Source organism: Burkholderia sp. BCC1988, assembly GCF_905339895.1.
In the GTDB taxonomy this organism is placed as follows: domain Bacteria; phylum Pseudomonadota; class Gammaproteobacteria; order Burkholderiales; family Burkholderiaceae; genus Burkholderia.
The window spans coordinates 1-22,290 of the sequence record NZ_CAJPHA010000004.1 but is presented as its reverse complement, the minus strand read 5'-3'; the positions used below and the strand labels follow the sequence as shown (position 1 = coordinate 22,290).

Annotated in this window: 28 protein-coding genes and 1 pseudogene; 6 read left to right on the top strand and 23 right to left on the bottom strand. The window is 65.8% G+C overall.

Annotation, left to right across the window (positions count from 1 at the left end; genetic code table 11):
* The first annotated feature begins 12 nt into the window (after positions 1 to 12).
* The 3 genes from U4012_RS06745 to U4012_RS06735 all read left to right on the top strand — a co-directional run bounded on the left by U4012_RS06745 (position 13) and on the right by U4012_RS06735 (position 1,871).
* The gene (locus tag U4012_RS06745) at positions 13 to 609 is read left to right on the top strand and encodes a recombinase family protein (RefSeq protein WP_044848672.1); all 597 of its coding nucleotides are present in this window, start codon (positions 13 to 15) and stop codon (positions 607 to 609) included.
* A gap of 369 nt (positions 610 to 978) precedes the next feature.
* Positions 979 to 1,434, top strand: coding sequence for a DUF3653 domain-containing protein (locus tag U4012_RS06740; RefSeq protein ID WP_321797138.1), 456 nt, complete (start codon positions 979 to 981; stop codon positions 1,432 to 1,434).
* A 14-nt stretch (positions 1,435 to 1,448) separates the two neighbouring features.
* Positions 1,449 to 1,871 (top strand): hypothetical protein, encoded by a 423-nt coding sequence (locus U4012_RS06735; RefSeq protein WP_321797136.1) that lies wholly within the window; start codon positions 1,449 to 1,451, stop codon positions 1,869 to 1,871.
* A gap of 88 nt (positions 1,872 to 1,959) precedes the next feature.
* On the opposite strand, the gene U4012_RS06730 is transcribed toward U4012_RS06735, so the two are convergent.
* The 23 genes and pseudogenes from U4012_RS06730 to U4012_RS06620 all read right to left on the bottom strand — a co-directional run.
* A complete protein-coding gene (locus U4012_RS06730) occupies positions 1,960 to 2,214 on the bottom strand; it encodes a hypothetical protein (RefSeq protein WP_321797134.1) in 255 nt (84 codons plus the stop codon).
* Positions 2,211 to 2,648 (bottom strand): 3TM-type holin, encoded by a 438-nt coding sequence (locus U4012_RS06725; protein ID WP_321797132.1) that lies wholly within the window; start codon positions 2,646 to 2,648, stop codon positions 2,211 to 2,213. The genes U4012_RS06730 and U4012_RS06725 overlap by 4 nt, the downstream gene beginning before the upstream one ends.
* Before the next feature lie 4 nt (positions 2,649 to 2,652).
* Complete coding sequence (locus tag U4012_RS06720) at positions 2,653 to 3,111, bottom strand: hypothetical protein (protein ID WP_321797131.1); 459 nt, start codon at positions 3,109 to 3,111, stop codon at positions 2,653 to 2,655.
* Complete coding sequence (locus U4012_RS06715; RefSeq protein ID WP_321797130.1) at positions 3,108 to 3,440, bottom strand: hypothetical protein; 333 nt, start codon at positions 3,438 to 3,440, stop codon at positions 3,108 to 3,110. The genes U4012_RS06720 and U4012_RS06715 overlap by 4 nt, the downstream gene beginning before the upstream one ends.
* Positions 3,437 to 4,051, bottom strand: coding sequence for a glycoside hydrolase family 104 protein (locus U4012_RS06710; RefSeq protein ID WP_321797128.1), 615 nt, complete (start codon positions 4,049 to 4,051; stop codon positions 3,437 to 3,439). The genes U4012_RS06715 and U4012_RS06710 overlap by 4 nt, the downstream gene beginning before the upstream one ends.
* On the bottom strand, positions 4,048 to 5,724 hold the full coding sequence (locus tag U4012_RS06705) for an SGNH/GDSL hydrolase family protein (RefSeq protein ID WP_321797126.1): 1,677 nt from the start codon (positions 5,722 to 5,724) through the stop codon (positions 4,048 to 4,050). Before U4012_RS06705 ends, U4012_RS06710 begins: the two co-directional genes overlap by 4 nt.
* Positions 5,721 to 6,425, bottom strand: coding sequence for a hypothetical protein (locus U4012_RS06700; protein ID WP_321797125.1), 705 nt, complete (start codon positions 6,423 to 6,425; stop codon positions 5,721 to 5,723). Before U4012_RS06700 ends, U4012_RS06705 begins: the two co-directional genes overlap by 4 nt.
* Entirely contained in the window at positions 6,425 to 6,976 is a 552-nt protein-coding gene (locus tag U4012_RS06695) for a hypothetical protein (protein ID WP_321797124.1), read from the bottom strand. The genes U4012_RS06700 and U4012_RS06695 overlap by 1 nt, the downstream gene beginning before the upstream one ends.
* Before the next feature lie 26 nt (positions 6,977 to 7,002).
* Positions 7,003 to 7,341 (bottom strand): hypothetical protein, encoded by a 339-nt coding sequence (locus U4012_RS06690; protein WP_321797123.1) that lies wholly within the window; start codon positions 7,339 to 7,341, stop codon positions 7,003 to 7,005.
* Positions 7,342 to 7,370: 29 nt separating this feature from the next.
* Positions 7,371 to 7,640 carry a hypothetical protein gene (locus U4012_RS06685; RefSeq protein WP_321797121.1) on the bottom strand — a complete coding sequence of 90 codons (270 nt, stop codon included), beginning with the start codon at positions 7,638 to 7,640 and terminating at the stop codon, positions 7,371 to 7,373.
* On the bottom strand, positions 7,640 to 8,089 hold the full coding sequence (locus U4012_RS06680) for a hypothetical protein (RefSeq protein ID WP_321797119.1): 450 nt from the start codon (positions 8,087 to 8,089) through the stop codon (positions 7,640 to 7,642). The genes U4012_RS06685 and U4012_RS06680 overlap by 1 nt, the downstream gene beginning before the upstream one ends.
* A gap of 33 nt (positions 8,090 to 8,122) precedes the next feature.
* Positions 8,123 to 8,965 carry a major capsid protein P2 gene (locus U4012_RS06675; protein ID WP_321797118.1) on the bottom strand — a complete coding sequence of 281 codons (843 nt, stop codon included), beginning with the start codon at positions 8,963 to 8,965 and terminating at the stop codon, positions 8,123 to 8,125.
* A 59-nt stretch (positions 8,966 to 9,024) separates the two neighbouring features.
* A complete protein-coding gene (locus tag U4012_RS06670; protein WP_321797117.1) occupies positions 9,025 to 9,147 on the bottom strand; it encodes a hypothetical protein in 123 nt (40 codons plus the stop codon).
* A gap of 7 nt (positions 9,148 to 9,154) precedes the next feature.
* Positions 9,155 to 9,334, bottom strand: coding sequence for a hypothetical protein (locus U4012_RS06665; protein ID WP_321797116.1), 180 nt, complete (start codon positions 9,332 to 9,334; stop codon positions 9,155 to 9,157).
* A gap of 114 nt (positions 9,335 to 9,448) precedes the next feature.
* Positions 9,449 to 10,108, bottom strand: a complete 660-nt coding sequence (locus tag U4012_RS06660; RefSeq protein WP_321797115.1) for a hypothetical protein — start codon at positions 10,106 to 10,108, stop codon at positions 9,449 to 9,451.
* Positions 10,105 to 10,689, bottom strand: a complete 585-nt coding sequence (locus tag U4012_RS06655; protein WP_321797113.1) for a hypothetical protein — start codon at positions 10,687 to 10,689, stop codon at positions 10,105 to 10,107. The genes U4012_RS06660 and U4012_RS06655 overlap by 4 nt, the downstream gene beginning before the upstream one ends.
* A 2-nt stretch (positions 10,690 to 10,691) precedes the next feature.
* The gene (locus tag U4012_RS06650) at positions 10,692 to 10,994 is read right to left on the bottom strand and encodes a hypothetical protein (protein ID WP_321797111.1); all 303 of its coding nucleotides are present in this window, start codon (positions 10,992 to 10,994) and stop codon (positions 10,692 to 10,694) included.
* Positions 10,995 to 11,005: 11 nt separating this feature from the next.
* Positions 11,006 to 11,185 carry a hypothetical protein gene (locus tag U4012_RS06645; protein WP_321797109.1) on the bottom strand — a complete coding sequence of 60 codons (180 nt, stop codon included), beginning with the start codon at positions 11,183 to 11,185 and terminating at the stop codon, positions 11,006 to 11,008.
* Between the two features lie 100 nt (positions 11,186 to 11,285).
* Positions 11,286 to 13,115, bottom strand: a complete 1,830-nt coding sequence (locus tag U4012_RS06640) for a replication endonuclease (RefSeq protein WP_321797107.1) — start codon at positions 13,113 to 13,115, stop codon at positions 11,286 to 11,288.
* Complete coding sequence (locus U4012_RS06635; RefSeq protein ID WP_321797105.1) at positions 13,115 to 13,384, bottom strand: hypothetical protein; 270 nt, start codon at positions 13,382 to 13,384, stop codon at positions 13,115 to 13,117. Before U4012_RS06635 ends, U4012_RS06640 begins: the two co-directional genes overlap by 1 nt.
* A complete protein-coding gene (locus U4012_RS06630; RefSeq protein WP_321797103.1) occupies positions 13,381 to 13,698 on the bottom strand; it encodes a hypothetical protein in 318 nt (105 codons plus the stop codon). Before U4012_RS06630 ends, U4012_RS06635 begins: the two co-directional genes overlap by 4 nt.
* A gap of 10 nt (positions 13,699 to 13,708) precedes the next feature.
* On the bottom strand, positions 13,709 to 13,894 hold the full coding sequence (locus U4012_RS06625) for a hypothetical protein (protein WP_321797101.1): 186 nt from the start codon (positions 13,892 to 13,894) through the stop codon (positions 13,709 to 13,711).
* 531 nt (positions 13,895 to 14,425) lie between these two features.
* A pseudogene (locus U4012_RS06620) lies at positions 14,426 to 15,352 on the bottom strand (potassium channel family protein); the annotation flags it as partial.
* A 469-nt stretch (positions 15,353 to 15,821) separates the two neighbouring features.
* Here U4012_RS06620 and U4012_RS06615 point away from each other — a divergent pair.
* The 3 genes from U4012_RS06615 to U4012_RS06605 all read left to right on the top strand — a co-directional run.
* A complete protein-coding gene (locus U4012_RS06615) occupies positions 15,822 to 18,014 on the top strand; it encodes a type I secretion system permease/ATPase (protein WP_321797099.1) in 2,193 nt (730 codons plus the stop codon).
* A complete protein-coding gene (locus tag U4012_RS06610; protein WP_124489852.1) occupies positions 17,998 to 19,422 on the top strand; it encodes an HlyD family type I secretion periplasmic adaptor subunit in 1,425 nt (474 codons plus the stop codon). Before U4012_RS06615 ends, U4012_RS06610 begins: the two co-directional genes overlap by 17 nt.
* A 93-nt stretch (positions 19,423 to 19,515) precedes the next feature.
* Positions 19,516 to 22,290: beta strand repeat-containing protein (locus U4012_RS06605; RefSeq protein ID WP_321797096.1), on the top strand; the 2,775-nt coding region annotated here is incomplete at its 3' end.

Below are 22,290 nucleotides of genomic sequence, written 5' to 3'. Positions count from 1 at the left end.
CAGGACACCGTCGTGGCTCGCACTTATTTCTACCTCAACAAACCAGTCGATCGTCAGGATCCGGAAAAGGAGTTGTTCGAGCTCGACAAGGCCGGTTACACCGTCGTGCTCAGCCGCACCGCGATCGAGCATGTGCACCCGTACGTCGCGGCAGCCGGTCGGCCGGAACTGAAGGGGCTGTTGCGGCGCGTTGCTCCCGGCGATTCTCTGGTGGTACTCGAACTTTCCGCGCTCGGGTGCAGCGCGCGCGATGTACTTTCGACGTTGATGGCATGTCGCGACAAAGGAATTTCCGTCCTGTGCGTCGAGCTCGGCAACGTGGACCTCGCAGGCCGTCCCGAACGGCAAGCGGTCAAAACGCTGCGCGCGATCGTCCAGATGGAAATCGCGACGAGAAGCCAACGCAGCCAGAACGGCCTGAAGTTCGCGCAGGAACGCGGACAGCATACTGGCCGGCCAGCCTCGCTGTCGCGCCACGATCAGGAGCGCGTCATGCGTTCGCTCGACAAAGGCCTGTCGGTCAGCGAGGTCGCACGTAAATTCGGCACCTCGCGTCAAACCGTCATGCGGATACGGGCGTCTTCCGCGACTGCCGCTACCGAAGACTGACGGGTGCGCAAATGTCTTGACTGCTCGGGTACAGTCGGAAGTGTAGTTGACATAATGCCGATTATCGCATTTTCGATCATGGTCAGACCCCGCCCGTAGTGCAGTTCGAGTGCATCTTGCACGGTTTTTTACCCCGTGTCAGCTATCAGAAAAACAGACCAATTGATCGGGGCTATATGGATGACACAATGCGTTACAAATCAAACATCTATCGTTACAAGCCTGAAACATCTTGTCCGATTCCGCCTAGGTTGTGGCAAGTCCAGCCATGCAGAGCCCGGCATTCTGCGCCGTTATCTCCGGCATCCTGTCCCCAAGAGTCACGCGATGCCGAATCCCCGTCTTACCCTTGTACCAATGGTGAAGCGCATGTACCTGCCTGAACCGACCCCCGATGAATTGCGCGACCTGATCGACCGCGCCACCCGCGCCGTGACCCTGCCGGCCGCGCTCGCCATCCTTGGCGTGCATCGCACCACGCTGATGCGATGGCGCACCGGTGCCACCCGTGTGCCGCCGGCCGCGCTTGCGCTGCTGCGCGTCTGGTCGGAAGGCCGTCTACCCGGCATGTCGGAGGACTGGCGCGAGTTCCACTTCGACGGCGACGCCTTGGTCGGACCCACTGGCCACCGCTATACCGTGCGCGACATCAACGCGTGGCATTGGAAAGATCAGGCGCTCGACGCGCATCAGCGCCGCATCAAGCAGCTCGAAACGATCGTCTATGATCAGGCCCGGCGCCTCGACGCGATGAGCGGCGCCGCGAATGACGCGTTCGACCGCCCGACCAACCCACCGCCGAAACCGAAAAGCCGCACTGCTTAATGAGGATTCCCCCAATGAGAAAAATCGGCGCGCTCGCGCTGTCCATCGCCTGCGTTTCGGCCCACGCCGAGGACTTGTCTTATCCGATCCTCAGTTGCAACGTGTTCGACGGCGCCGTGCCGTTCGTGCGCGCGGAAGCCGCGTCGTTTAATCGTCCGCTCGTTTCCGACCTGACGTATTACCCGCCGCGGCGCGGTCTGACGTTCAATGGCCTGCCGGTCGTCGCCGTGTTCGGTTTCGAGCAGAATTCCCGGCTGTTCAAACGCGGGCCCGGCACGGCGCCGCCGCGCGTATACGGCGTGACGATCGAAGGCACGCAAGCGACGGGTGATTCGCTTGTCCAGGGTAGCCGCGCCGAGGCGATGTCATCCGGCGTGCGCGTGGCCGGGCATGAATTCATCGACATATCCTGCCACTCAGCCGGCTCGACCTTCTAACGACAAAGCCCCGCCGAAGCGGGGCTTTTTTACTTCCGGCGACGAAACCGGCCGTCTTTGTTGCGCGGGGGCGTGCGACGACGCTTGGTCATGGTGCTTTCCTCCATAGGTCGACGCTGGTTTCCAGTTTCACCACGCGCGCCTCCAGCGCCGTTACGCGCGCGTCGCGGTTCTCTTCGTGAGCCTGAAGGCCCACAAGCGTCTGTTTCACTTCCGACACGTCGTGCGCGATGCCGGACAGATTCCACACCACACCCGCACCGGTCGCGGCCAACGTCGCGAGCGCGCACACGATCCCCCACACGGGAATCGATCGGTCGAGCTTGAGCGCGGCAGTCGTCATTGCGCGCCCTTCAGTTTTTCGACGGTGCGCGCCGCAGCGATGCCGAGCATGCTGAACAGGATCGACTGCAGCGCCATCGTATCGATCGCGGGTGGCGCCGGCACGTGCCAGAAGGCGTCACACGCCCACGACACGACCGGCCGCACGACGAGCATATACGCGACGCCCGCGCCGCACGTCCAGCCGACGAACGGGCGCCATCCCGACTTGAACAGGCTTTCCGACTTCGCTTCGTCGTCGTCAACCTGAATCTGCGCGAGCCGCGTTTTCAGGTCCGCGTCGAGTTCCGCGAGCTCGCCGCGCTGCTGCATGTCGAGCAGCTGCAGCCGCGCTTGCGCCTGCTGCGCCGGGTCCGGCCATGCGCGCTTGATGATGTCATCGAACAGGCTGACCACCCCGCCCGCCGGCCCTAAGATCGCGTCAAGAAGTCCCATGCTTTCACCACCCCGACGAATTTCCAAGATCGAATCCGGCATCTACCGGTGCCTGTGCATCCGGCGTGCTGGATGCACTCGGCGCGAACGCCTCGCCGCTGATGACGCGCCAGAGCCAGCCGCCGAGCCCGCCGTTACCCGATGTTCCGCCACTGCCGCCGATCAGCCCCATCGACAGCGAGTCCACCGCATTGACCGGCGCCGACACCACGCCGTTGCCGAGCGCCGCCGCGCCGTCGACCGCCGGCACGCCGCTATCGGTCGGCAGCACGGGCGCCGTCGCCGAGCTCCAGCCGCTCGATGCGGTGTCGACCACCGCCCCGCCAGCCGCCTGCAACCCGTTCGATATCGCGCTGCCGAGCGACGAGACGCCGCCCGACACCTTGCGGCCGACATACCAGAGCGCCGCACCGGCCAGCACGACGGTTACGCCGACCTCCAGCGCATCGCTTTTCAGGCTCACAGGTGGAACCCCCACGAATTCCCCATGCCCTGCCCGGCCTGCCCCATCGCCGCGACCGTATCGGCGCCGATTTGCGCCGAAATCGCGTCCGGGTTCCACGCCGTCGAGCTGTACACCTGATCGAGCGTGCCGGTCATGTTGACGCCGCCGGACGCATCACCGAGCGGAAAGGTAAGCGTTTGCCAGATCGAGCCGGCGTTCGGATTCGCCGCGATTGCCGCGTTACCGGCCGCGCTCGCGCCGCTCGATTTCGCGCGGAAATATTGCACCAGCGCGAAACCGAGCGCCGCGACGCCGAGGCCGGTTGCCAGATTGTTCAGTTTGCTCATGCCACCGTGCCCCCTGCCGCCTGAAACCAGCCGACCAGCGACGCGAGCGTGTTTTCGTGCTGACCGTACCCGGCGCCCGCGAACGACGCCCACACCGGCGCGCAGCGCGCGATGGCCGCTTCGATATTGCCCGCGTCGATATCGGCCAGCGCGCCCTTGTTCGCGGCCAGCGTCAGCGCAAACATGTCCTGCGTGTCGGGCGAGAAGTCCGAGACGCCGGTTTGACGCGCGAGCGTCTGAAACGTCGGCCAGTTGATTTGATAGCGGCCCGCCGCCGTGCTATCCAATGCACGGTTCAGGATGCGCGGGTGCGTGCTGTAGTCGCTGAAGGTGAGCGGGTTCGCCGCCGTCGCGCCCACCAACACGTTGTAGCCGTTATCGGTTTCCGCGATCAACGCTGCTCCCAATTCGCTGCGCGCGGTCATATCGAGGAATGCTTGCCGATTGCCGCCGTTGATGCCCGTCGCTGAAGTGGTCATGTCCAAATAGTCCCCCGTGATTCCGCCGAACACATCGCCCGGCGTGAAGCTGGCCGCGTCTTGTTCGGCCGCGCTCGCGTTCATCAGCATCAGCGCGCCGGCCGCGAGGATCAGCAGCGGCGCCGCGCTCATACGTCGAGCACCAGCGACAGGCCCGCCGCGTTCGTGCCCGGCGTAATCACGGCCGTGATCTTGTGACCAGGCAGGATCGTCGCGCTGCTACCGCTCGCCCACGCGATCGAGCCGGCCCCGTTGTTTGGCGGGAATGTGACCGTCGCGAACAGCGTGCCGTTGTCGTACAGCTGCACCGTCGTCTGCGTCGTGCCGACTGTGAGCAGGGTCGCGATCAGCGTCGCGTAGACGCCGCCGCGCGTAATCGTGCGCGTGAGCGTTTCAGCGGCGAGCACGCCGACGCGATCGAGCGTCACCGGCATGGGCTCCAGTTCGCCGGGCTTCTCGAAGTTTTTCGAGGCGACGAAGCACTGTCCACTGTTCCCGGTGAAGTCGGTACCGGGCATGCTGATCTGCAGCGCGCCGGCCACCAGCGAGACGCTGATTCCGGCGAGCGTGACCACACCGCTCGCCGACAACAGCAGTACGTCGCCGTTCTGGAAATTCCACGTCGTCACGTCCGGCTCTTCACCGGGCATGGACTGCAATCGAATGAACCCGTTGCCCGCAGCCGAAATCCGCAGTCGACGCGACGCAGGATAGGCAGTGCTCCCGCTGAGATACGGTTTCGCGGCCGCGATGCCCGCGTATTTGTGGCGGTAGATCGACACCGTGCCGCCCGCTTGCGCATAGGTCGGATTGCCCGCGCCGAGGTTCGTGAGGTCGATCACGCCCGCGTTATTGATCACGCCCACGGTGGCCGGCAGCGTGAATGCCGACTGGCCGTTTTGCACGACGATATCGCCCGGGAGGATCTGGCCGACCCAACCCACGTCGCCGCCGAAATTCAAGTAGCCGCTGCCCTGCGTGCTAAATGCGCCCGTCGTGAGCAACTGGTAATCGTCTGTTTCCACCACGCGCGGATAGTACGTGTGTGCGTTGGTGTAATCGGTCGCAATCGCCTGCGCGGCGAGCGCCGCACTGTAGGCCGGATACCAACCGATTTGCTTTTGCACCACGTCGTCAATGATCCGCTCGTATCCGGCCACTGATGGGTGAATCTGGTTTGACCACAAGGTGCCGGCTGCCGGGCATACCTCCGGGAACACGTCACCCTGAATCTTCACCAGCGGGACGTTCGGCCATACATTTTCGAGCGCGAGATACGCACCCTGCAGGATCGAGCTGTATTGCTGCGCATTCGAGATCGGAACCACGTAACCGAAGCCACCCGGGTCCGTGGTGAGAAACGAATTCGGCATCCGAAGCACGATATCCGTATTCGGCAGCGCGGCCAGCAGCGTGTTGACGGCCTGTTTCAGCATCGTCACCAACTGCGCTTGCGACGTGGCGCCCTGACGAGTGTCATTGATGCCGTAGCACAACACGATCAGGTCCGGGGCCGCCGCGATCACGTCGCCGATTCCGAATCCCGCGGGCGTCCCGTGCAGGAAGTTGTACAGCGTGTTGCCGTTCGACCCGAACCAGAGGTTCGTGACGCCATAGAGCGGACTACCCGGCTCGCTCACATAGGTCGAATTTAGATAGTTCTGGATTTGTCCGGTGGTCGCGATGATGTAGGTGGTCGAGTCGCCCACCCACGCGACTTTCTTGCCTGCGACGCCGCCGCGCTTCCAGTTCGGCAGCGATGCGGCGAGCGCCGGCAGCGTGGCTTTGCGCACGAATCCGCTCATTGCAGCACCTGAATGTTGATGGTCGCGCCGTTGTCGCTGGTCCCGAACCACGCGGCGGGCGCCGCGTCGTTTTCGGTCCACACGTCGCCGGGATTCAGCGCGAGCACCGCGTTGCTCGGCGTCACGCCTGCGCCACCGATATAGGCCATCCCTGTTCCGGCATTCCGGAACCGCACCGCGCGTCGCGCCGCGGCTGCGGCCAGCAGTGCCACCTGATTCGGCGCGGCCGTGTTGAACGCTGGGACCGGCACCGGTGCATTCTCCGCAGCGTTTCCCGCCTGCGTGATGCCGACGTTCGTCGCAGTGAGCTGCGCGCCGGTCACGTTCACATTACCCTGCACCGTCACCGGCACCGGCGCACCGGGCTCGGCGACCAGCGAGACGGGCACCGGGTTCGCGCCCGTGTTGATCACCGTGACGCCCGCTGCGTTCGCCTGCAGGTCCACGTCGCCATCCGACACGATGAACGTCACGTTCGCTGCGGCTGGTGCGTCGATTTCGACCGACGTGAAACCGAACGCCGGCTTTGCCTTGAACGCGGCGCCGACGTTGCCGACCTCATACCGATTGCCCTTCGCGTCCGACAGGATCACCGTCAGCACCGGCCCGATATCGGACGCCTGAATCAGCAGCACGCGCCCACCGATCGGCGATTGGAACGGCGAGCCGGCCCCGTTGATTTTCGCGGTGTAGGTCTTCATCAGACCTCCTTTGCGATCAGCGGCATCGACACCGCCAGCGCGGCGACGATCAGCGCACCGATCATCAGCGTCCGCACGTTACTGGTTTGCGTGTCCTGATACGCGGCGCTGATCGCACCGTTCGCGTCTCCATACGCGTTCATCACGTCTGTCGTCGCTGTACCGTATGCGTTCGCTACCTGCTTACTGGCGTCACGGGCTGCGGCGATCGCCGCGGACGCCGCGTCCGCATACGCGCTGCGCGTGCCGGCCGAGTCGGACAACATGCCGTTGATCGCCAGTTCGGCCGTGTGCGACACCGCGCTCATGCTGGCAGTGCCGACTTGCGCGGCATTGTCGAGCGCGTGCGCGCCGAGGCCGAACGCTTGGGCGATGGCGCCGCCGTCGAGCTGGCTCACATTCAGCGTGACGGTGCCGCCGCTCGATGCCGTAGCGCCCACGCCCGATGCAACGGACAGCCGTTGGTCAGCGTTCGTCGTCGTAGTCGACGCCTGCGAATCCGACGAACCGCCGCCGCCATTGGCCGGCACGGGCGGCAGGCCCAGCGCCATCAATTTGATTTGTTGTGGGTTCCGAATCACAGTGATTTCCTCATGATGACGCCCGCTTCGCAGCGCCCGGCAATCCGGTAGCCGTGCCGGCTCGCCTTGCGAATCAGCCCCGGCCGGCGCGTCTGAAACGCGACCGAGGCAAGGCCGCGCGCATGCGCCTCGATCAGCGCCAGCCCGAACGCGGTCAGATCGAAGTCGACCGCGCCAGCCGCCGCCAGCACGAAACATTCATCGCCCTGTCGCTGCAACACATACGCCGCGACCGGCCGTCCGTCCTGCTCGATCACGAAACAGCGGCCAACCGCCGCGAGCCCCGCTACCGTCTCACGATCGTTGGTCATGAACGCTTCGACGCGCTCGAGCAACGGCCGCGCCTCATCGGCGCCCGTCTCTCTTACGCTGACTTGCGGTGCCGCAGCGCGAGCCATAGCACGCCCCCGATCAACAGATACGGCATCAGGTTGTTCACGTTGAACATGCCGAAACTGTTTGTCGCGCCCGCCACTGCACCGGCCACGCTGGTGCCGAGTTGCGGCGAACCGGACACGACGAACGCGCCATCCGTGAAGCTCGTCGGGTCATACAGCGACGCGCTCGACGGCGCGGCCGAGCCGCCGCCGAAATTCAGCGGCGGCAGCGAAAGCCCTGGCAGTGGCGCGACCATTACTTTTCCTCCGCGATCAGAAACAGCACCGCGCCGATCAGCAACAGCGTCATGAAGCCGCCGCCCGATCGATAACCGATCGGGCCTTGCCCGACCGGATACACGTTCCCGTTCGGCGCCTTGTAGGTCGGCAGCGCTTGACCGGTCGCCGTCAGCCCGTGCGAGATCGAGTCGGCCGATACCAGCGCCGCCATGCCGCCCATCAGGATCGTGTTCCAGTCGATCGAACTGCCGCCCGATTGGAGCTGACCGAGCGTTTGCGACGATGCCGACTGCGGCAACGTGTCGGTGCCGGTCGCGAAGCCGTAGCCGGCGCCCGGCGACCCGCTGGTCACACCGGTCAGCGTCGACCAGTCGGTCGTATCGCTGCCGCCCGCGCTGTATGCGTCGAGCGTCGACGGGTCGGCGCCGCTCGACCCGTCCGGCATGGTGAAGTCGAAAAGCGACATACGCCCTCCCTTGTGGGTTGAACGGACGCCGCGTTACGCGCGCTGCACCGGGTCAACGATCGATTGATACAGCCGGCCGTTGAACGGGCCGCCGGTGGTCGTGAGGCGAAGGAACACGTTCTGCGTGAGCGCCGTGTTGAGCCACTTTTCGCGAAAGCCCTGCAGATCGAAGTCGACCACCGTCAGGCCGTTCTGCTGCACCTTGCCGTAGTCGCCCTGATCGCCGGCCGCGTCGGCGGGCGCCCCTTCCCAGATGATCACACCTTGGTTGCGCACCTGCATGTAGCTGATCGCGCCTGCGCCGCCCGCGCCATAGTTCGACTGGTGGATGTACAGCTTCTTGATGATCGCGCCGGCGCGGCCGACCGCCAGCACGATGTCGTTGTCCTGCGCGTTCGGGAACGCGAACGCCGAATAGAGCTGCTTGAGCGCCATCGGGTTCTTGGATGGGTCGTTGAGCTGCGCAAACGCGACCATGTTCGAGCCGCCCGGCGCGCTCCCGTTGATCGTGAATTCGAACGTGAGCTTTTGCATCAGCGCGCTCGACAGCGCCGTGAGCATTTGCTCGCTGGTCTGCGCGGTTGCGCCCATCTTCGACGCGCTCGATTTTGCGTTCTGGCGCAGGAAATCGAGCAGGACGAGCGTGGTCGGATTCGACCGCCCTTCGTAGAGGTTTTCGGCGAGCAGATCGGCGCCGCTGACCGTGAAGAACGGCTTGTCGTTGATCTTGCCGACGATCTGATCGAGATGCGTGATCAGCAGCCCGCCGGTCAGGTTGATCTTGAAGCGTTCATAGGTCGGCCCGATCGGGCACGTCAAGATCGCCACTTGGCCTGCGGCGATGTTCTGGAAGTTGACGAGTCTTTCCTTGCGCATGGCGCGTTCTCCTGAAATGTGAATGGCGAGCGCGCGGCAGCGCGCGGCGCGATAGCGGGTTACTGACCGCCCGGCAGATACGCGCCGACGACCGGCACCGGCATCACGTTTTTCTGGATGAACGCGACCACGGCGAACGTGGCGAGCGTGGCGAGTGCTGCATGCAGATGAGCCTTGTTCATTCGATCCTCACGAAGTGGGAAACAGGGTTTGTTCCGTGTTCCAGATCGTGTTTCCGTCGACCAGCGCTTTCAGGCTCGGCACCTTGGAAATGATCCAGGCGGCGACGAGCACGCCGACCGTTGTCGCGATGATTTCTTGCGACAAGCGGTAGCGGCTCGGCAGGTAGGACGGGGTTCCGGTGGACACGGGGCACCTTGATGGAGTGGTGTAGCCCGGATCGTCGCGGCGGATCGAGAAATGGTCGAATCCTGCGAAACGCAGCGTTTTGCAGCGTTTCGCAGGCTCGACCGGACGCCAAAATCAGCGTTTTTTTGGCGGAGAAACGACGCCGGGCGTGTTGATGCCGGCAAATTTGTCGCGGTGGATGTAGTGGAACTGGTCGAGCTTGAGCAGGGTCCGGTGTTCCGCCGGGTTATCCACGAACATCACGTCGGCCATCGCGACAGCATCGCTGCGGTAGCCGACCCGGTAGCACCGCAGTTGCGTGCAGTTGCCAAAGAAATCCTTGTCGACGTGCGCCGGCCGCTGACTGGTGCCGATCACCGTCAGCCCCTTGTGGCGCCCCGCTGTGCTGATCTTCTTCCATGCCGGCGGCGCCCAGCTCGCCATCGTCACGTTGGACAGTTCCTCGACCACGACCGCCCAGCCGTCCAGCTCCCACACCACACGGCAGAATCGATCGAACTGTTCCTTCAGCGTCGTCGGCTTATGGGACGGCACGAACACCAGTCGCCGCTTTCCAGCCCTGATCGCCGCCACCAGCGCGGCGATCGAGTCGACCCGCTCACCGCCGATCACGTCCGCGTAGTCGTCGGTGTCCTCCAGCGGCGACCACACCAGCACGCCCCGCGACGCACGCAGGCGCCGCAGGTAGTCTTTCACGTAGAGCCCCTTTCCCATGCCCGACGCACCGACCACGCCGATGATGTCCGCGCTATTGGTGATGGCGGCGCCGCTCATGCCTGCACCGTGTCACGCGCCAGCGATACGTCGATCACATCGCCTAGGTGCGGCCCGGCCGGGACCGGCGCGACCGGTGCGCCGGGATGCCCTGGCTTCGTCATCGGCCCGGTGCGCGCGTCCGCGATCGCGTTCCGCGCGGCCAGCGCGGCCGCGCGCGCCTCTGCCTGTTTCGCCTTGAAATAGGCGGCGGTGCCGATCACGACCGGCATGGATGCGACGCCGAGCGCGACCAGAGGATGGCCGAACAGTTGCGCGGCACCGCCCCAGCCGTAGTGCAGATCGCAGCGCGCGAGCGCCGCGCCGATGCGGTTCATCGCGTCGACGTTCCACACCGGCTTCAGCTCCGGCGCTGCCGCCGTCACGATATCGGCCGCGTGGCGCATCGCGCCGGACCAATCGTCGGCCAGCGCGGCGAACGCCGCTTCCGCATCGTCCTGCACTTGCTTCTCGATCTTCGCGGCAAGCGCCGCGTCCGCGTCGATTTCCTCTTGCGCGATCGCGCCCAGCACGTCGGCCGGCTGCTGGTCGCCGGTCCGATCGAGCGTCGAATCGGCGCGGGTGTCTTGAATGGGGGGCATCGTCATACGCTCCAAAATCCGGCTTTCGGGCGCGGCTTAGGCGCCGGCTCGGCCTTGGTTTGCGGGGCCGGCTGCGGGGCCGGCGTGGGTTGCGTTTCGCTGGGTTTCGCCGGGGTCGGCGGGGCCGCGTCGGGGTCGTGAAACGCACGGATATGCTGGCGCAGCAGCCGATCGCCGCGCGCGCCCTTCAGCTGCATCCACGCGCCGCACGCGGCACAGCGGTAGTACGCCATGCCGTTGCGGCTTTCCGATACATCGACCTCGCGATCACACACGTGGCAATCGGCTTTTCCGAGATACGGCATGGCGCCTCCCGTTACGCTTGCTGGGCTGCCGCGCCGTCGACCGGCGCCGATTCTGCCGGCGCCGGCTTCGGCAGATACGCCTCGACCGCCGTCACGCGCGCCTCCAGCGCCTCCAGCTCGTCCGCCAAGTGCAGACGGTGCTCGATATTGCTGCGCATTTTCTCGATCAGTGCCTTGAAGCTATTGAACATGGTGCTCTCCTGAAGAATGCTGCGAAATGCAGCGAATTACAGCGCCTCGACGGCGCTAACCAGTGCGAACGCCGGCTGAAACTTGTCGGCGCCCATCGTCTTAATCAGCGGCGGCAGAGCTTGGTATTGCACCCGCACCGCGATCGCCAGTTCCTTGAAGTGCTGAAGCTCGTCGGCGGTAAGCCAGCGCCCCCCTTCCATCACCGTCCCGTCTGCGGTCACCCGTCCCATCACCACTCCCTCCCGTACAGTTATTGACACAAGTCCGAGTGCTCGCGGCTGCGCCGCTGCGCGAAACCACCCGCCATTCATGCCGCGTCGACGGAACGAAAATCTCGGTTTCGATCGAGTAGCCGCGGCAAATCCCATCCGTCACCGTCGCGACGCCGCGCGCGGCGACGCCGTGCGGCACCAGCACGCGCGCGGCGCCGTAGCGCCCCTCGCGGATCGTCGGCACGCGCTTCACGCAGACGGCGCGCGCCTCACCCGCAACGCCACCCATCGCCCGGCAGTAGGCCGCCCAATCCGCCGGCCGCTCCGCAGTCTTTTGCGCTGCCGCCCATGCGTCGCGCACTGCAGTCGATTCGTCCTCACGCGGCAAATCCTCCTCTTTCACGCGGCGCAGCTCGCGCCACACGCCCACCGGCGCCCCGCCGAATTGCTGAAACTGCCGGATTCCCCACGTCGCCGCCCACGTCTCGACGCGCTGCGACGGCGTGATTTCCAGATCGCCCAGCAGATCGGGCGCCACCACGAAACCCTCGTTCGTCTTGTGGTCGCCTACGTGCGCGCCGTCGACGTTCTTCGCGATGTATTTCGCGATGTAGCCGACCGCCGAGCCGCGCGCGCGGTCGATCCGCTCGAACTTCACGCGCCGCTCCTGCGCGCCGCGCTCATCGCCCGAATCCTGCAGGCCGTGCTTTCGCATGACGCGCTCGAACGTCGCTATGTCGTCGGAGAACGCGAGCCCGTGCCAGTGCGGTGTCGCGTCGTGGTGCGGTTCCGCGACGCGCATCCCGAAATAGCGCACGCCCAGCCGCGCCAGCTCCGCACGGATGCGCGCCCATACGCGGCGCAGATACGCCTGTCCGTCGCGCGGGGTCAGCGCCGGGTCGTATTTCTTGTTCGGCACGAAGCGCATGCCCTTGCCGAGCTGGCGCACCGCGTGAAACCGCGACGGGCACGTCAGCGTGAACATCACCGCATCGAACCGCGCGTCGACCGCCAAATCCTCGCAACCGCGCAAGCGCGTCATCAGCTCGCCGCGGCGAATCGCCTTGTTCGCGGTGCCCTTGTCAGCCAGCTCTGCGAGCGTCGCGCGATAGCCCTCATCGTTCTCGACCACGACGGATTCCAGCGTCAGCCGGTTCCGCGCGTTCTGCCCCAGGCGCCGCGCGACCGCCTCGCGGCTCGCGTAGGGGTCGCCGCCGTAATGCACCAACCGCAGGCGCACGCTCGACGCTTCGGCGCCGCGCGCGTGCTGCGTGCGCAGTCGACGCCGCCACCACAACTCGCAGCGCACGCGCGCGACTTGCCCTTCCGCATCCTCGATATCCGGCATCGCCACGCCGTACAGATCGCAGCGCACGCGCGCCACGATCAGCGCGTCGCCAATCTCCAGCCCGTGCGTCGCCAATTGCACGTCGGCCGCGATGCGTCGCGCCTTCTCTACGATTTCCCAATCGCCGGCATCCGGCCGGATCGCCGCGTCGCTCGGCGCGTGGTCTACCGCGAACGCCGCGAGCGCCTCGCCGGCCGCGCCCACGTCGAACATGTGCGACGCCTGCCGCCTGTGCGCCGACTTCCGCCCCGCCGCGAGCGCCTCGCGCACGGCGCGCGCATACCAGCGCAGCGGCACGCGCTTGCGCAGGCCTTGCGCGGCCGGCAACGCTTCGACGGACGCTTTCGCGTCGACGGCATAGACCCACATCAGCGGCGCCCCTGCGTCACGTACGCGACCGCCGCTTGATACGCGTACGGCGCAATGGGGCGCGTGCCTTCACGCTCGCCGCGTGGCTGAAAGCGCGCGCGCAGTTGCCCCACCAGCTCGCGGCATATCGCCGAGCCCATTTCCGTCGCGCGACCGCTGATCCGCGCGGGAATTTTTGATACGAAAGACGCATGGGAAGCACCCACATATCCGATATCTCCATCCTCAATCCGGTAACCGAGATCCTCGAACGCCGCCGAGCCGCTCATTTCGCGCCACCACACATCGGCTTACCGTCCGCCCCAAGGCGCGGGGTGATGCCGTGTCCGTTCAGCACGTACCAGCACCCCGATTCACGGTCGTACGCCGTCATCAGATTCCCGTCGTTGCCTTCGCGATACACCACCTTTGCGTCGCTCCCGTTCGCACGCCCGCAGCCGCCCAGCATGGCCGCCGTCATCACGCACGCGAAAATCCACCACTGCAGACCGACCATCATCGCCACGCCCTCCGCTGTACCCACGAAATGCCGCGCTCGATCGCCCATGCCCCAGCGATGCACACGGCCCACGAAGCGCACCACTCGGCCGCGCTCATTCGATCACCGACTCATTTTCCGTCACGGCTGCGAGCAGCATGCCGAGGTCTTGAGCCTCGATCGGGTGCGGCGCTTCGCACAACAGCGAACCCGCGCTGCACGGCCGGGTGTCGCCTCTTCCGCGCTTAACGCCCGCACGGTGAGCCAGCATCAGCAGTTGCATCAGCAATCGCAGTTTCATCAGTACCCCCGCACAAGGCGACGCATGAGCGCGTCAGTGGTAGAAATCAGCGTCATGAATTGCGCGGGCGAAAACATCGGCCGTTCCTCAAACACGATTCGTCCCGGCATCCACGCTATTAAGTCCGCACCCCGATTGGTCTTTTTCATTTGAAATGGATTGACCTAAATGCGATATTCGGGCCGCATTCGGTGCACAGCCCGACTAAGCGTTACAAGGTTTCTGACAGGAATTGAATCGGTGCGAAACGCACGCTGGGACAGGGCTGCGCGGGGCGCAGTCGCATAGCGGAAAGGTGAGACACGGTAGTCCGAATCGATTATTCGGGCACCGAATTAACCGAAATAAATTATCGGTTGACACTTTGCCGATGATCGAATTTTTTGATGTGGGAGCAAAGTTGTAATGTCGCATCTGGGCAAAGTTGAAATGTCGTAGTTCGAGGGTTTCGGCGCATGCTGGCGGCGGTTTGAACTGCTGGAGCGCATCGTGGGCCAACCTGGACTGATCACCATGAGCATGCGGGAGCTGGATCGATTCAAGGTCATTCAGGACGTGGCGGACGGCAAGCTCACGCCGTGGCGCGCGGCCGCGGGTCGACAGCATGTCGTTGACGAACGGCACGATGTAGCGGCTGTGCACCGCATCGGCGAGCAGCAGCGCGCCGATCTTCGTCGACGACACGATCACGTCCGCCTGGCGCAGTTGCCGCTGATACAGGTTCTTCTGGATCCGCACGACGATCTTCGTCTCGGGCGCGATGCTGCGCACCGACAGCGTCAGCAGGATCGCGGTCGGGTCGTCGGTCACCGAGATGATCACGGCCTTCGCCGAGCGCACTTGCGCCTGCTGCAGCAGGTCCTCGTGCGCGGGGTCGCCGAGCAGCCCGGTCACGCCGAGCGACGTCGCGGCCTTGAGCGCCTGCTGCTGCGCGTCGATCACGATCACCGTCGCCGGATCGACGCCGCTGTCGAGCAGCTCGCGCACGGCGATCGAGCCGGACACGACGATGTGATCGGTCAGTTGCTTTTGCAGGCGTTTCATGCGGAATTCCTCGACAACGCGCTGGATCACGAACTGATACGCCGTGCCCAGGAAGATGAACCAGATGCCGATGCAGATCGGCACGATGAGGAATGCATCGATCAGCCGCGCCCGCGCGGTGACCGGCACGATGTCGCCGTAGCCAACCGTCGCGACCGTGACCATCGTGAAATAGACGAGATCGGCGATGCCCATCGGCGTGCTCTTGGTCGAATCGCGCAGGCCGTCGCGATCGAGATACAGCACGAGAAACGCGAGCATGCACAGCACCACGACCGCGCCGAGACGGAACAGCAGCGTGCGCCGCGGCGACGTCGCGGGACGCGTGAACAGCGTGCGCGCACGCGGCGCCTGCCACGGATCGCGGGCGCGCCTGCGGCAAGCCTGCCGGCCCCCGGCCTTACCACGTTGCATCGGCGATACGTCGCGACACCCCGGACGTTTCAGCGCTGAAACATTTCTCGAGGCCGGGCCCAGCGCCCCGCTTGCGCCACGGCGACGGTTCGCCACCGCCCTGCTGCCCTGCCATCTTGATCCGCGCACGAGAGCGTGAGCGCCACCGCGCATCGCGCCGCGCACGTCCGCAACGCCACGCGCATTCATTCGTATCAGATCCGAAACCAAATCGCCATTCGCGCCGGCCGGCCGGCTCGCGCAAGCACGCACCGCCGTGCTGCGCGCGCCCACCACCCCATCTGGCCCGCTACTTGCTGTTGCTCCGACGTAAGGCAGTAGTCGACAAGCAGTCGCACCAAGCGACGGACATCGAACGAACAACATCGGGGTAGCGCATGAGCAAGACAAAGCGCTTGACGGCGGGGATATCCGCGCCGGGGGGACTGCCGCACCAGTCCGACCGTCACCTGCGTGGCGGCGTACTGTAATGCACGCCGCCACGACGGAAGCCGCGGCGGGCGCGGCAGGCGCGCGTGCATGGGAGCTGCCCCACGGATCGGGCATCGAGGACGATCCGCTGCTGGGCTGCCTGCTTGTGTTGACGCGGCTGTTCGACCGGCCCGTGGGCGCCGACGCGCTCGTGGCCGGCCTGCCGCTGGCCGGCCAGCGCCTGACGCCGGCGCTGTTCATCCGGGCAGCGGCGCGCGCGGGCCTTTCCGCCAAACTGGCCCGGCGCGCGCTCGACGACATCCCGGACGCGGTCTTGCCCGTCGTGCTGCTGCTGAACGACGGGCAGGCATGCGTGCTGGTTCGCAGAAACGCGTCCGGCACCGTGCAGGTGATCCTTCCCGAAACCGGCTGCGGCGAGGCAGCGCTCGCCCCGGCCGAGCTCGCGCAACGCCATGCCGGCCTCGTCCTGTTCGCGCGCCCCACCCACCGGTTCGACGCGCGCGACGCGGAAAGCGCCGTGCCGCGCCCGCGCAACTGGTTCTGGGGCGTGGTCGCGCAGTCGTGGCCGATCTACGCGGAAGTGATGCTCGCGTCGATGCTGGTCAACCTGTTTGCGCTGGCCATGCCGCTGTTCACGATGAACGTTTACGACCGGGTCGTGCCGAACCACGCGCTCGAGACGTTGTGGGCGCTGGCGGCGGGCATCGTGCTCGTGATCGTGTTCGACGTGGTGATGCGCACGTTGCGCGGCTATTTCATCGACATGGCCGGCAAGAAGATCGACGTGATCCTGTCCGCCAACCTGTTCGAAAAAGTGCTCGGCATCCGGATGGCCGCGCGCCCGCCGTCGGTCGGCGGATTCGCGTCGCAGATCCAGGAATTCGAAGCGGTGCGCGATTTCCTCACGTCGGCCACCGCGGCGGCGCTGATCGACCTGCCGTTTTCGGTGGTGTTCATCGCGGCGATGTTCTGGGTCGGCGGCGGGCTCGGCTGGCTGCCGCTGATGGCGCTGCCGCTCGTGATCGGCGGGGGCGTTGCCGTGCAGGGGCCGCTCGCGCGGGCCGTGCAGGCCAGCCAGCGCCACGCGAGCCAACGGCAGGCGCTGCTGATCGAAACGCTGGTCGGCCTCGAAACGATCAAGGTCAACGGCGCGGAAGGGCCGATGCAGGCCCGCTGGGAGCAGTTGCTGGGCGAGATCGCGCGGCTCGGGCTCAAGTCGCGCCTGCTGTCGGGATGCGCGGTCAATTTTGCGATGTTCTCCCAACAGGTGGCCTATCTCGCCGTAGTCCTGTGCGGCGTCTATATGATTGGCGACGACCGCCTCACGACCGGCGGCCTGATCGCCTGCACGACCCTGACGGGCCGCGCGCTGGCGCCGATGGGCCAGGTGGCGTCGCTGCTGACCCGCTACCACCAGTCCCGCAGCGCGCTGGCGTCGATCAGCGGCGTGATGAACCTGCCCGGCGAGCGCCCGGCCGACCAGCGCTTCGTGCACCGGCCGGCGCTGCGCGGCGAGATCGAATTCCGGAACGTCGGCTTCGCGTACCCGGGCCAGAGCGGCACGTCGCTCGACGGCGTGTCGTTCCGCATCGCCGCGGGCGAGCGCGTCGGCATCATCGGACGCGTCGGCTCGGGCAAGACCACGATCGAAAAACTCATCCTGGGGCTCTATCCGCCCGCTTCCGGCAACGTACTGATCGACGGCGTCGAACTGCGCCAGTACGATCCCGCCGCGCTGCGGCGCGGGATCGGCCACGTGCCGCAGGACGTGATGCTGTTCAACGGCACCGTGCGGGACAACATCGTGCTGGGCGCGCCCGGCGTGGACGACGACGCCGTGCTGCGCGCCGCGCAGGTCGCCGGGGTCGCCGACTTCGTCAACCGCTTGCCGAACGGCTTCGATCTCGCCGTCGGCGAGCGCGGCGAAGCGTTGTCCGGCGGACAGCGTCAAGCGGTCGCGATCGCCCGCGCGATGTTGCTGTCGCCGCAGGTGCTGTTGCTCGACGAGCCCAGCAGCGCGATGGACAACCGGTCCGAGGAACTGTTCAAGGCGCGGCTCGCGGCCCGCCTCGAGGGCCGCACGCTGCTGCTCGTCACGCATCGCCCGTCGCTGCTCACGCTCGTCGACCGCCTGATCGTGATGGATCAGGGCCGCGTCGTCGCCGACGGCCCGAAGGACCAGGTCCTGGCCGCGCTTGCAGGGAGGACGCTCCATGTCGCTGCTGGCTGAACCCGACGGCGCGGATACGCCGACGATGAACCGCGCCGCGGCGCTCAAGGCGCTGGTCGCACGGATCGGCGCGGCCCTCAGGCCGCGCGCCGACGATACGGCGTTCATGCGCGAACGCTGCGCTGCGGCAATGGAAGGGCCGCGCTATTTCAGCCACTGGATACTCTGGGCGACGCTCGCCTTCTTCGTCGTCGCCCTCGCCTGGTCCGCGTTCGCCGAAGTGGACGAAGTGACCGTCGGCGAAGGCAAGGTGATCCCGTCCAGCCGGGTGCAGGTGGTGCAGAACCTCGAGGGCGGCATCGTCTCCGAGATCATGGTGCGCGTGGGACAGGTCGTGCAGAAAGGCCAGCCGCTGATGCGCATCGACGATACGCGCTTCACGTCGTCGTACAAGGAAGGACAGGCGAAGGATGCCGCGCTGCTTGCCCGGATCGCGCGCCTCACCGCCGAGGCGAACGGCGCCGCGTTCGTCGCACCCGATCGGCTGGCGCAGACGAGCCCCGGCCTGCTGGACGAAGAGCGCTCGCTGTTCGCATCGCGCCAGCGCGAATTGCAGGCCAATCTGGACGTGCTCAGGCAACAGGCCGAACAGCATCGCCAGGAACTCGCGGAGAAACGTTCGCGCCAGGCGCAGCTGCAGCATAGCTATGGCCTCGTCGCGAAGGAGCTGGCGCTGACGAGCCCGCTCGTGCAGAAAGGCGCGGTATCCGATGTCGAAGTCCTGCGGCTCGAACGGCAGGCCAACGACATGAAAGGCGACCTCGACGCGACGCGGCTGGCGATGCCGCGGCTGGAAGCCGCCTATCGCGAAGCGCGCCAGAAGATCGACGAAACGACCGCGCACTTCCGCGCCGACGCGATGAAGGAGCTGAACCAGGCGCGCGCCGAACAGTCCGCGCTGAGCGCGGCCAATGTGGCGCTCGAGGATCGCGTCACGCGCACGCTGGTGCGGGCGCCGCTGAAGGGCATGGTCAAGCAGATCAAGATCAACACCGTCGGCGGCGTGATCCAGCCGGGGATGGACCTGCTGGAGATCGTGCCGCTGGACGACACGCTGCTGATCGAAGCGCGCGTGCGGCCCGCGGACATCGCGTTCCTGCATCCGGGGCAGGACGCGACGGTCAAGCTCTCCGCGTACGACTTTTCCATCTACGGCGGCTTTCCGGCCGTCGTCGAGGACATCAGCGCCGACACGATCGTGCCCGACCGCCCCGGCGAGAAACCCGACAGCTACTACCGCGTGCTGGTGCGCACGCGGCAGAACAAGCCGAGCGGCCGCAGCCAGCCGGTCGCGATCGTGCCGGGCATGATCGCGACGGTCGACATCCGGACCGGCCGCCGGACCGTATTGCATTACCTGCTCAAGCCCGTCATCAAGACCAAGGAAATGGCGTTGCGCGAGCGCTGATACGAAGACCGATTTGCAGATCCGCAGGCGAGCGCCGCATGGGGCGGCGAAATGCCTGCATCAATACACATCAGACAGGACGGGGAGCACGACATGGCGACGACTTCGAACGGCACCGCGGTGTCCATCAGCAATACGCCGCAGGCACAAGACGATGTGTTCATGTCGGCGCAGACAGGGCTCACCGACAATGCACTCACCACCGTCTACCTGAACGTGATGGCGAACGATCTCGGCGGCGCGGCCAAGACGCTCTACTCGCTCGACTCCGGCACCGAAGCGACCGTCGCGCTCGAGCAGACCGCGCTGCTGACGCAGGACACGGCAAGAGCCGAAGCCGTGAGCATGGATTACAGCGCGCACGGCGCGCACATCTGGGTCACGTCGGACGGCAAGGTCGGATACGATGCGAGCCATCTCGATGCGTCATGGCTGTCGAACAGCTTCAATACGCTCGGCTACGCGCAGGACAGCTTCACGTACGCCATCCGGTTGGGCAACGGCACGCTGAGCTGGGCGACCGCCTATGTCGATATTGCACCGCCCGCCCCTGTCGTCGCGCTGGCGCACGACACGGGCAGTTCGGCCACCGACCACATCACGTCGGACTGCACGCTTTCGCTCGGCGGGATCGCACACGGCGCGACCGTTCAGTACAGCACCGACAACGGCGCGCACTGGAGCACCGGCTTCAGCGCGGTCGAGGGAACGAATACCGTGCTGGTCCGGCAGGTCGACATCGCCGGCAATGCGTCGGCGGCGGCGTCGTGCTGTTTCACGCTCGATACGGCTGCGGCTGTGGCGCCTGGTGTGGCGCTGGCGATCGATTCGGGCAGTAGTGCTGTTGATCACGTCACGAATGTCGGTACGCTGAATGTGACCGGGGTTCAGAGTGGCGCGACCGTGCAGTACAGCGTCGATAATGGTGCGCATTGGAGTACCAGCTTCGGGGCGGTCGAGGGTGTGAACAATGTGCAGGTGCGGCAGGTTGACGTCGCGGGCAATGCGTCAGCGGCGACGTCGTTCAGTTTCACGCTTGATACGTCGGCTGCCGCGCCCGGTGTGGCGCTGGCGGTCGATTCGGGCAGCAGTGCTGTTGATCACGTCACCAATGTCGGTACGTTGAACCTGACCGGCATCGAAACCGGCGCCACCGTGCAGTACAGCGTCGATAACGGTGCGCATTGGAACACCAGCTTCAGTGCCGTCGAAGGGTTGAACAACGTGCAGGTCCGGCAGGTTGACGTCGCAGGCAACACGTCGGCGGCGACATCGTTCAGCTTCACGCTCGATACGGCGGCGGCTGCGCCGGGTGTGGCGCTGGCGGTCGATTCGGGCAGCAGCGCTGTTGATCACGTCACCAATGTCGGTAAGTTGAACCTGACCGGCGTCGAAACCGGCGCCACCGTGCAGTACAGCGTCGACGGCGGTGCGCACTGGAACACCAGCTTCAGCGCGGTCGAAGGCACGAACAACGTCCAGGTCCGGCAGATCGACGTCGCCGGCAACACGTCGGCGGCGACGTCGTTCAGCTTCACGCTCGATACGTCGGCTGCCGCGCCCGGTGTGGCGCTGGCGGTCGATTCGGGCAGCAGCGCTGTTGATCACGTCACTAATGTCGGCACGTTGAACCTGTCCGGCATCGAGAATGGCGCCACCGTGCAGTACAGCGTCGATAACGGCGCGCACTGGAGCACCAGCTTCGGTGCGCTCGAAGGCGTAAACAACGTGCAGGTCCGGCAGGTTGACGTCGCCGGCAATACGTCATCGGCGACGTCGTTCAGCTTCACGCTCGATACGTCGGCTGCCGCGCCCGGTGTGGCGTTGGCGGTCGATTCGGGCAGCAGCGCTGTCGATCACGTCACTAATGTCGGTACGTTGAACCTCACCGGCATCGAAACCGGCGCCACCGTGCAGTACAGCGTCGACAACGGTGCGCACTGGAGCACCAGTTTCGGTGCCCTGGAAGGCGTGAACAACGTGCAGGTCCGCCAGATCGACGTCGCGGGCAACACCTCGTCGGCGACGTCGTTCAATTTCACGCTCGACACGTCGGCTGCCGCGCCCGGGGTGGCGCTCACCACCGATTCCGGCAGCAATGCGTCCGACCACGTCACCAATGTCGGCACGTTGAACCTGACCGGTGTCGAATCCGGCGCCACGGTGCAGTACAGCGTCGACAACGGCGCGCACTGGAGCACCAGCTTCAACGCCATCGAAGGCACGAACAACGTCCAGGTCCGGCAGACCGATATCGCCGGCAACACGTCGTCGACGACGTCGTTCAGCTTCACGCTCGACACCTCGGCGGCTGCACCGGGCGTTGCCCTCACCACCGATTCCGGCAGCAGTGCGTCCGATCACGTCACCAATGTCGGCACGCTGAACCTGTCCGGTGTCGAAACCGGCGCCACCGTCGAATACTCGATCGACGGCGGCCACACCTGGAACACCAGTTTCAGTGCCACCGAAGGCCTGAACGATGTGCAGGTCCGGCAAACCGATATCGCCGGCAACACGTCGTCGGCGACGTCGTTCAACTTCACGCTCGACACGTCGGCCGCCGCCCCCGGCGTGGCCCTCACCACCGATTCCGGCAGCAGTGCGTCCGATCACATCACCAATGTCGGCACGCTGAACCTGGCCGGCGTCGAAACCGGCGCCACCGTCGAATATTCGACCGATGGCGGTCATACGTGGAGCACCAGTTTCAGCGCCACCGAAGGCCTGAACGACGTACAGGTCCGGCAGACCGATATCGCCGGCAACACGTCCGATCCGACTTCGTTCAGCTTCACGCTCGACACGTCGGCCGCCGCACCCGGCGTGGCGCTCACCACCGATTCCGGCAGCAGCGCATCCGATCAC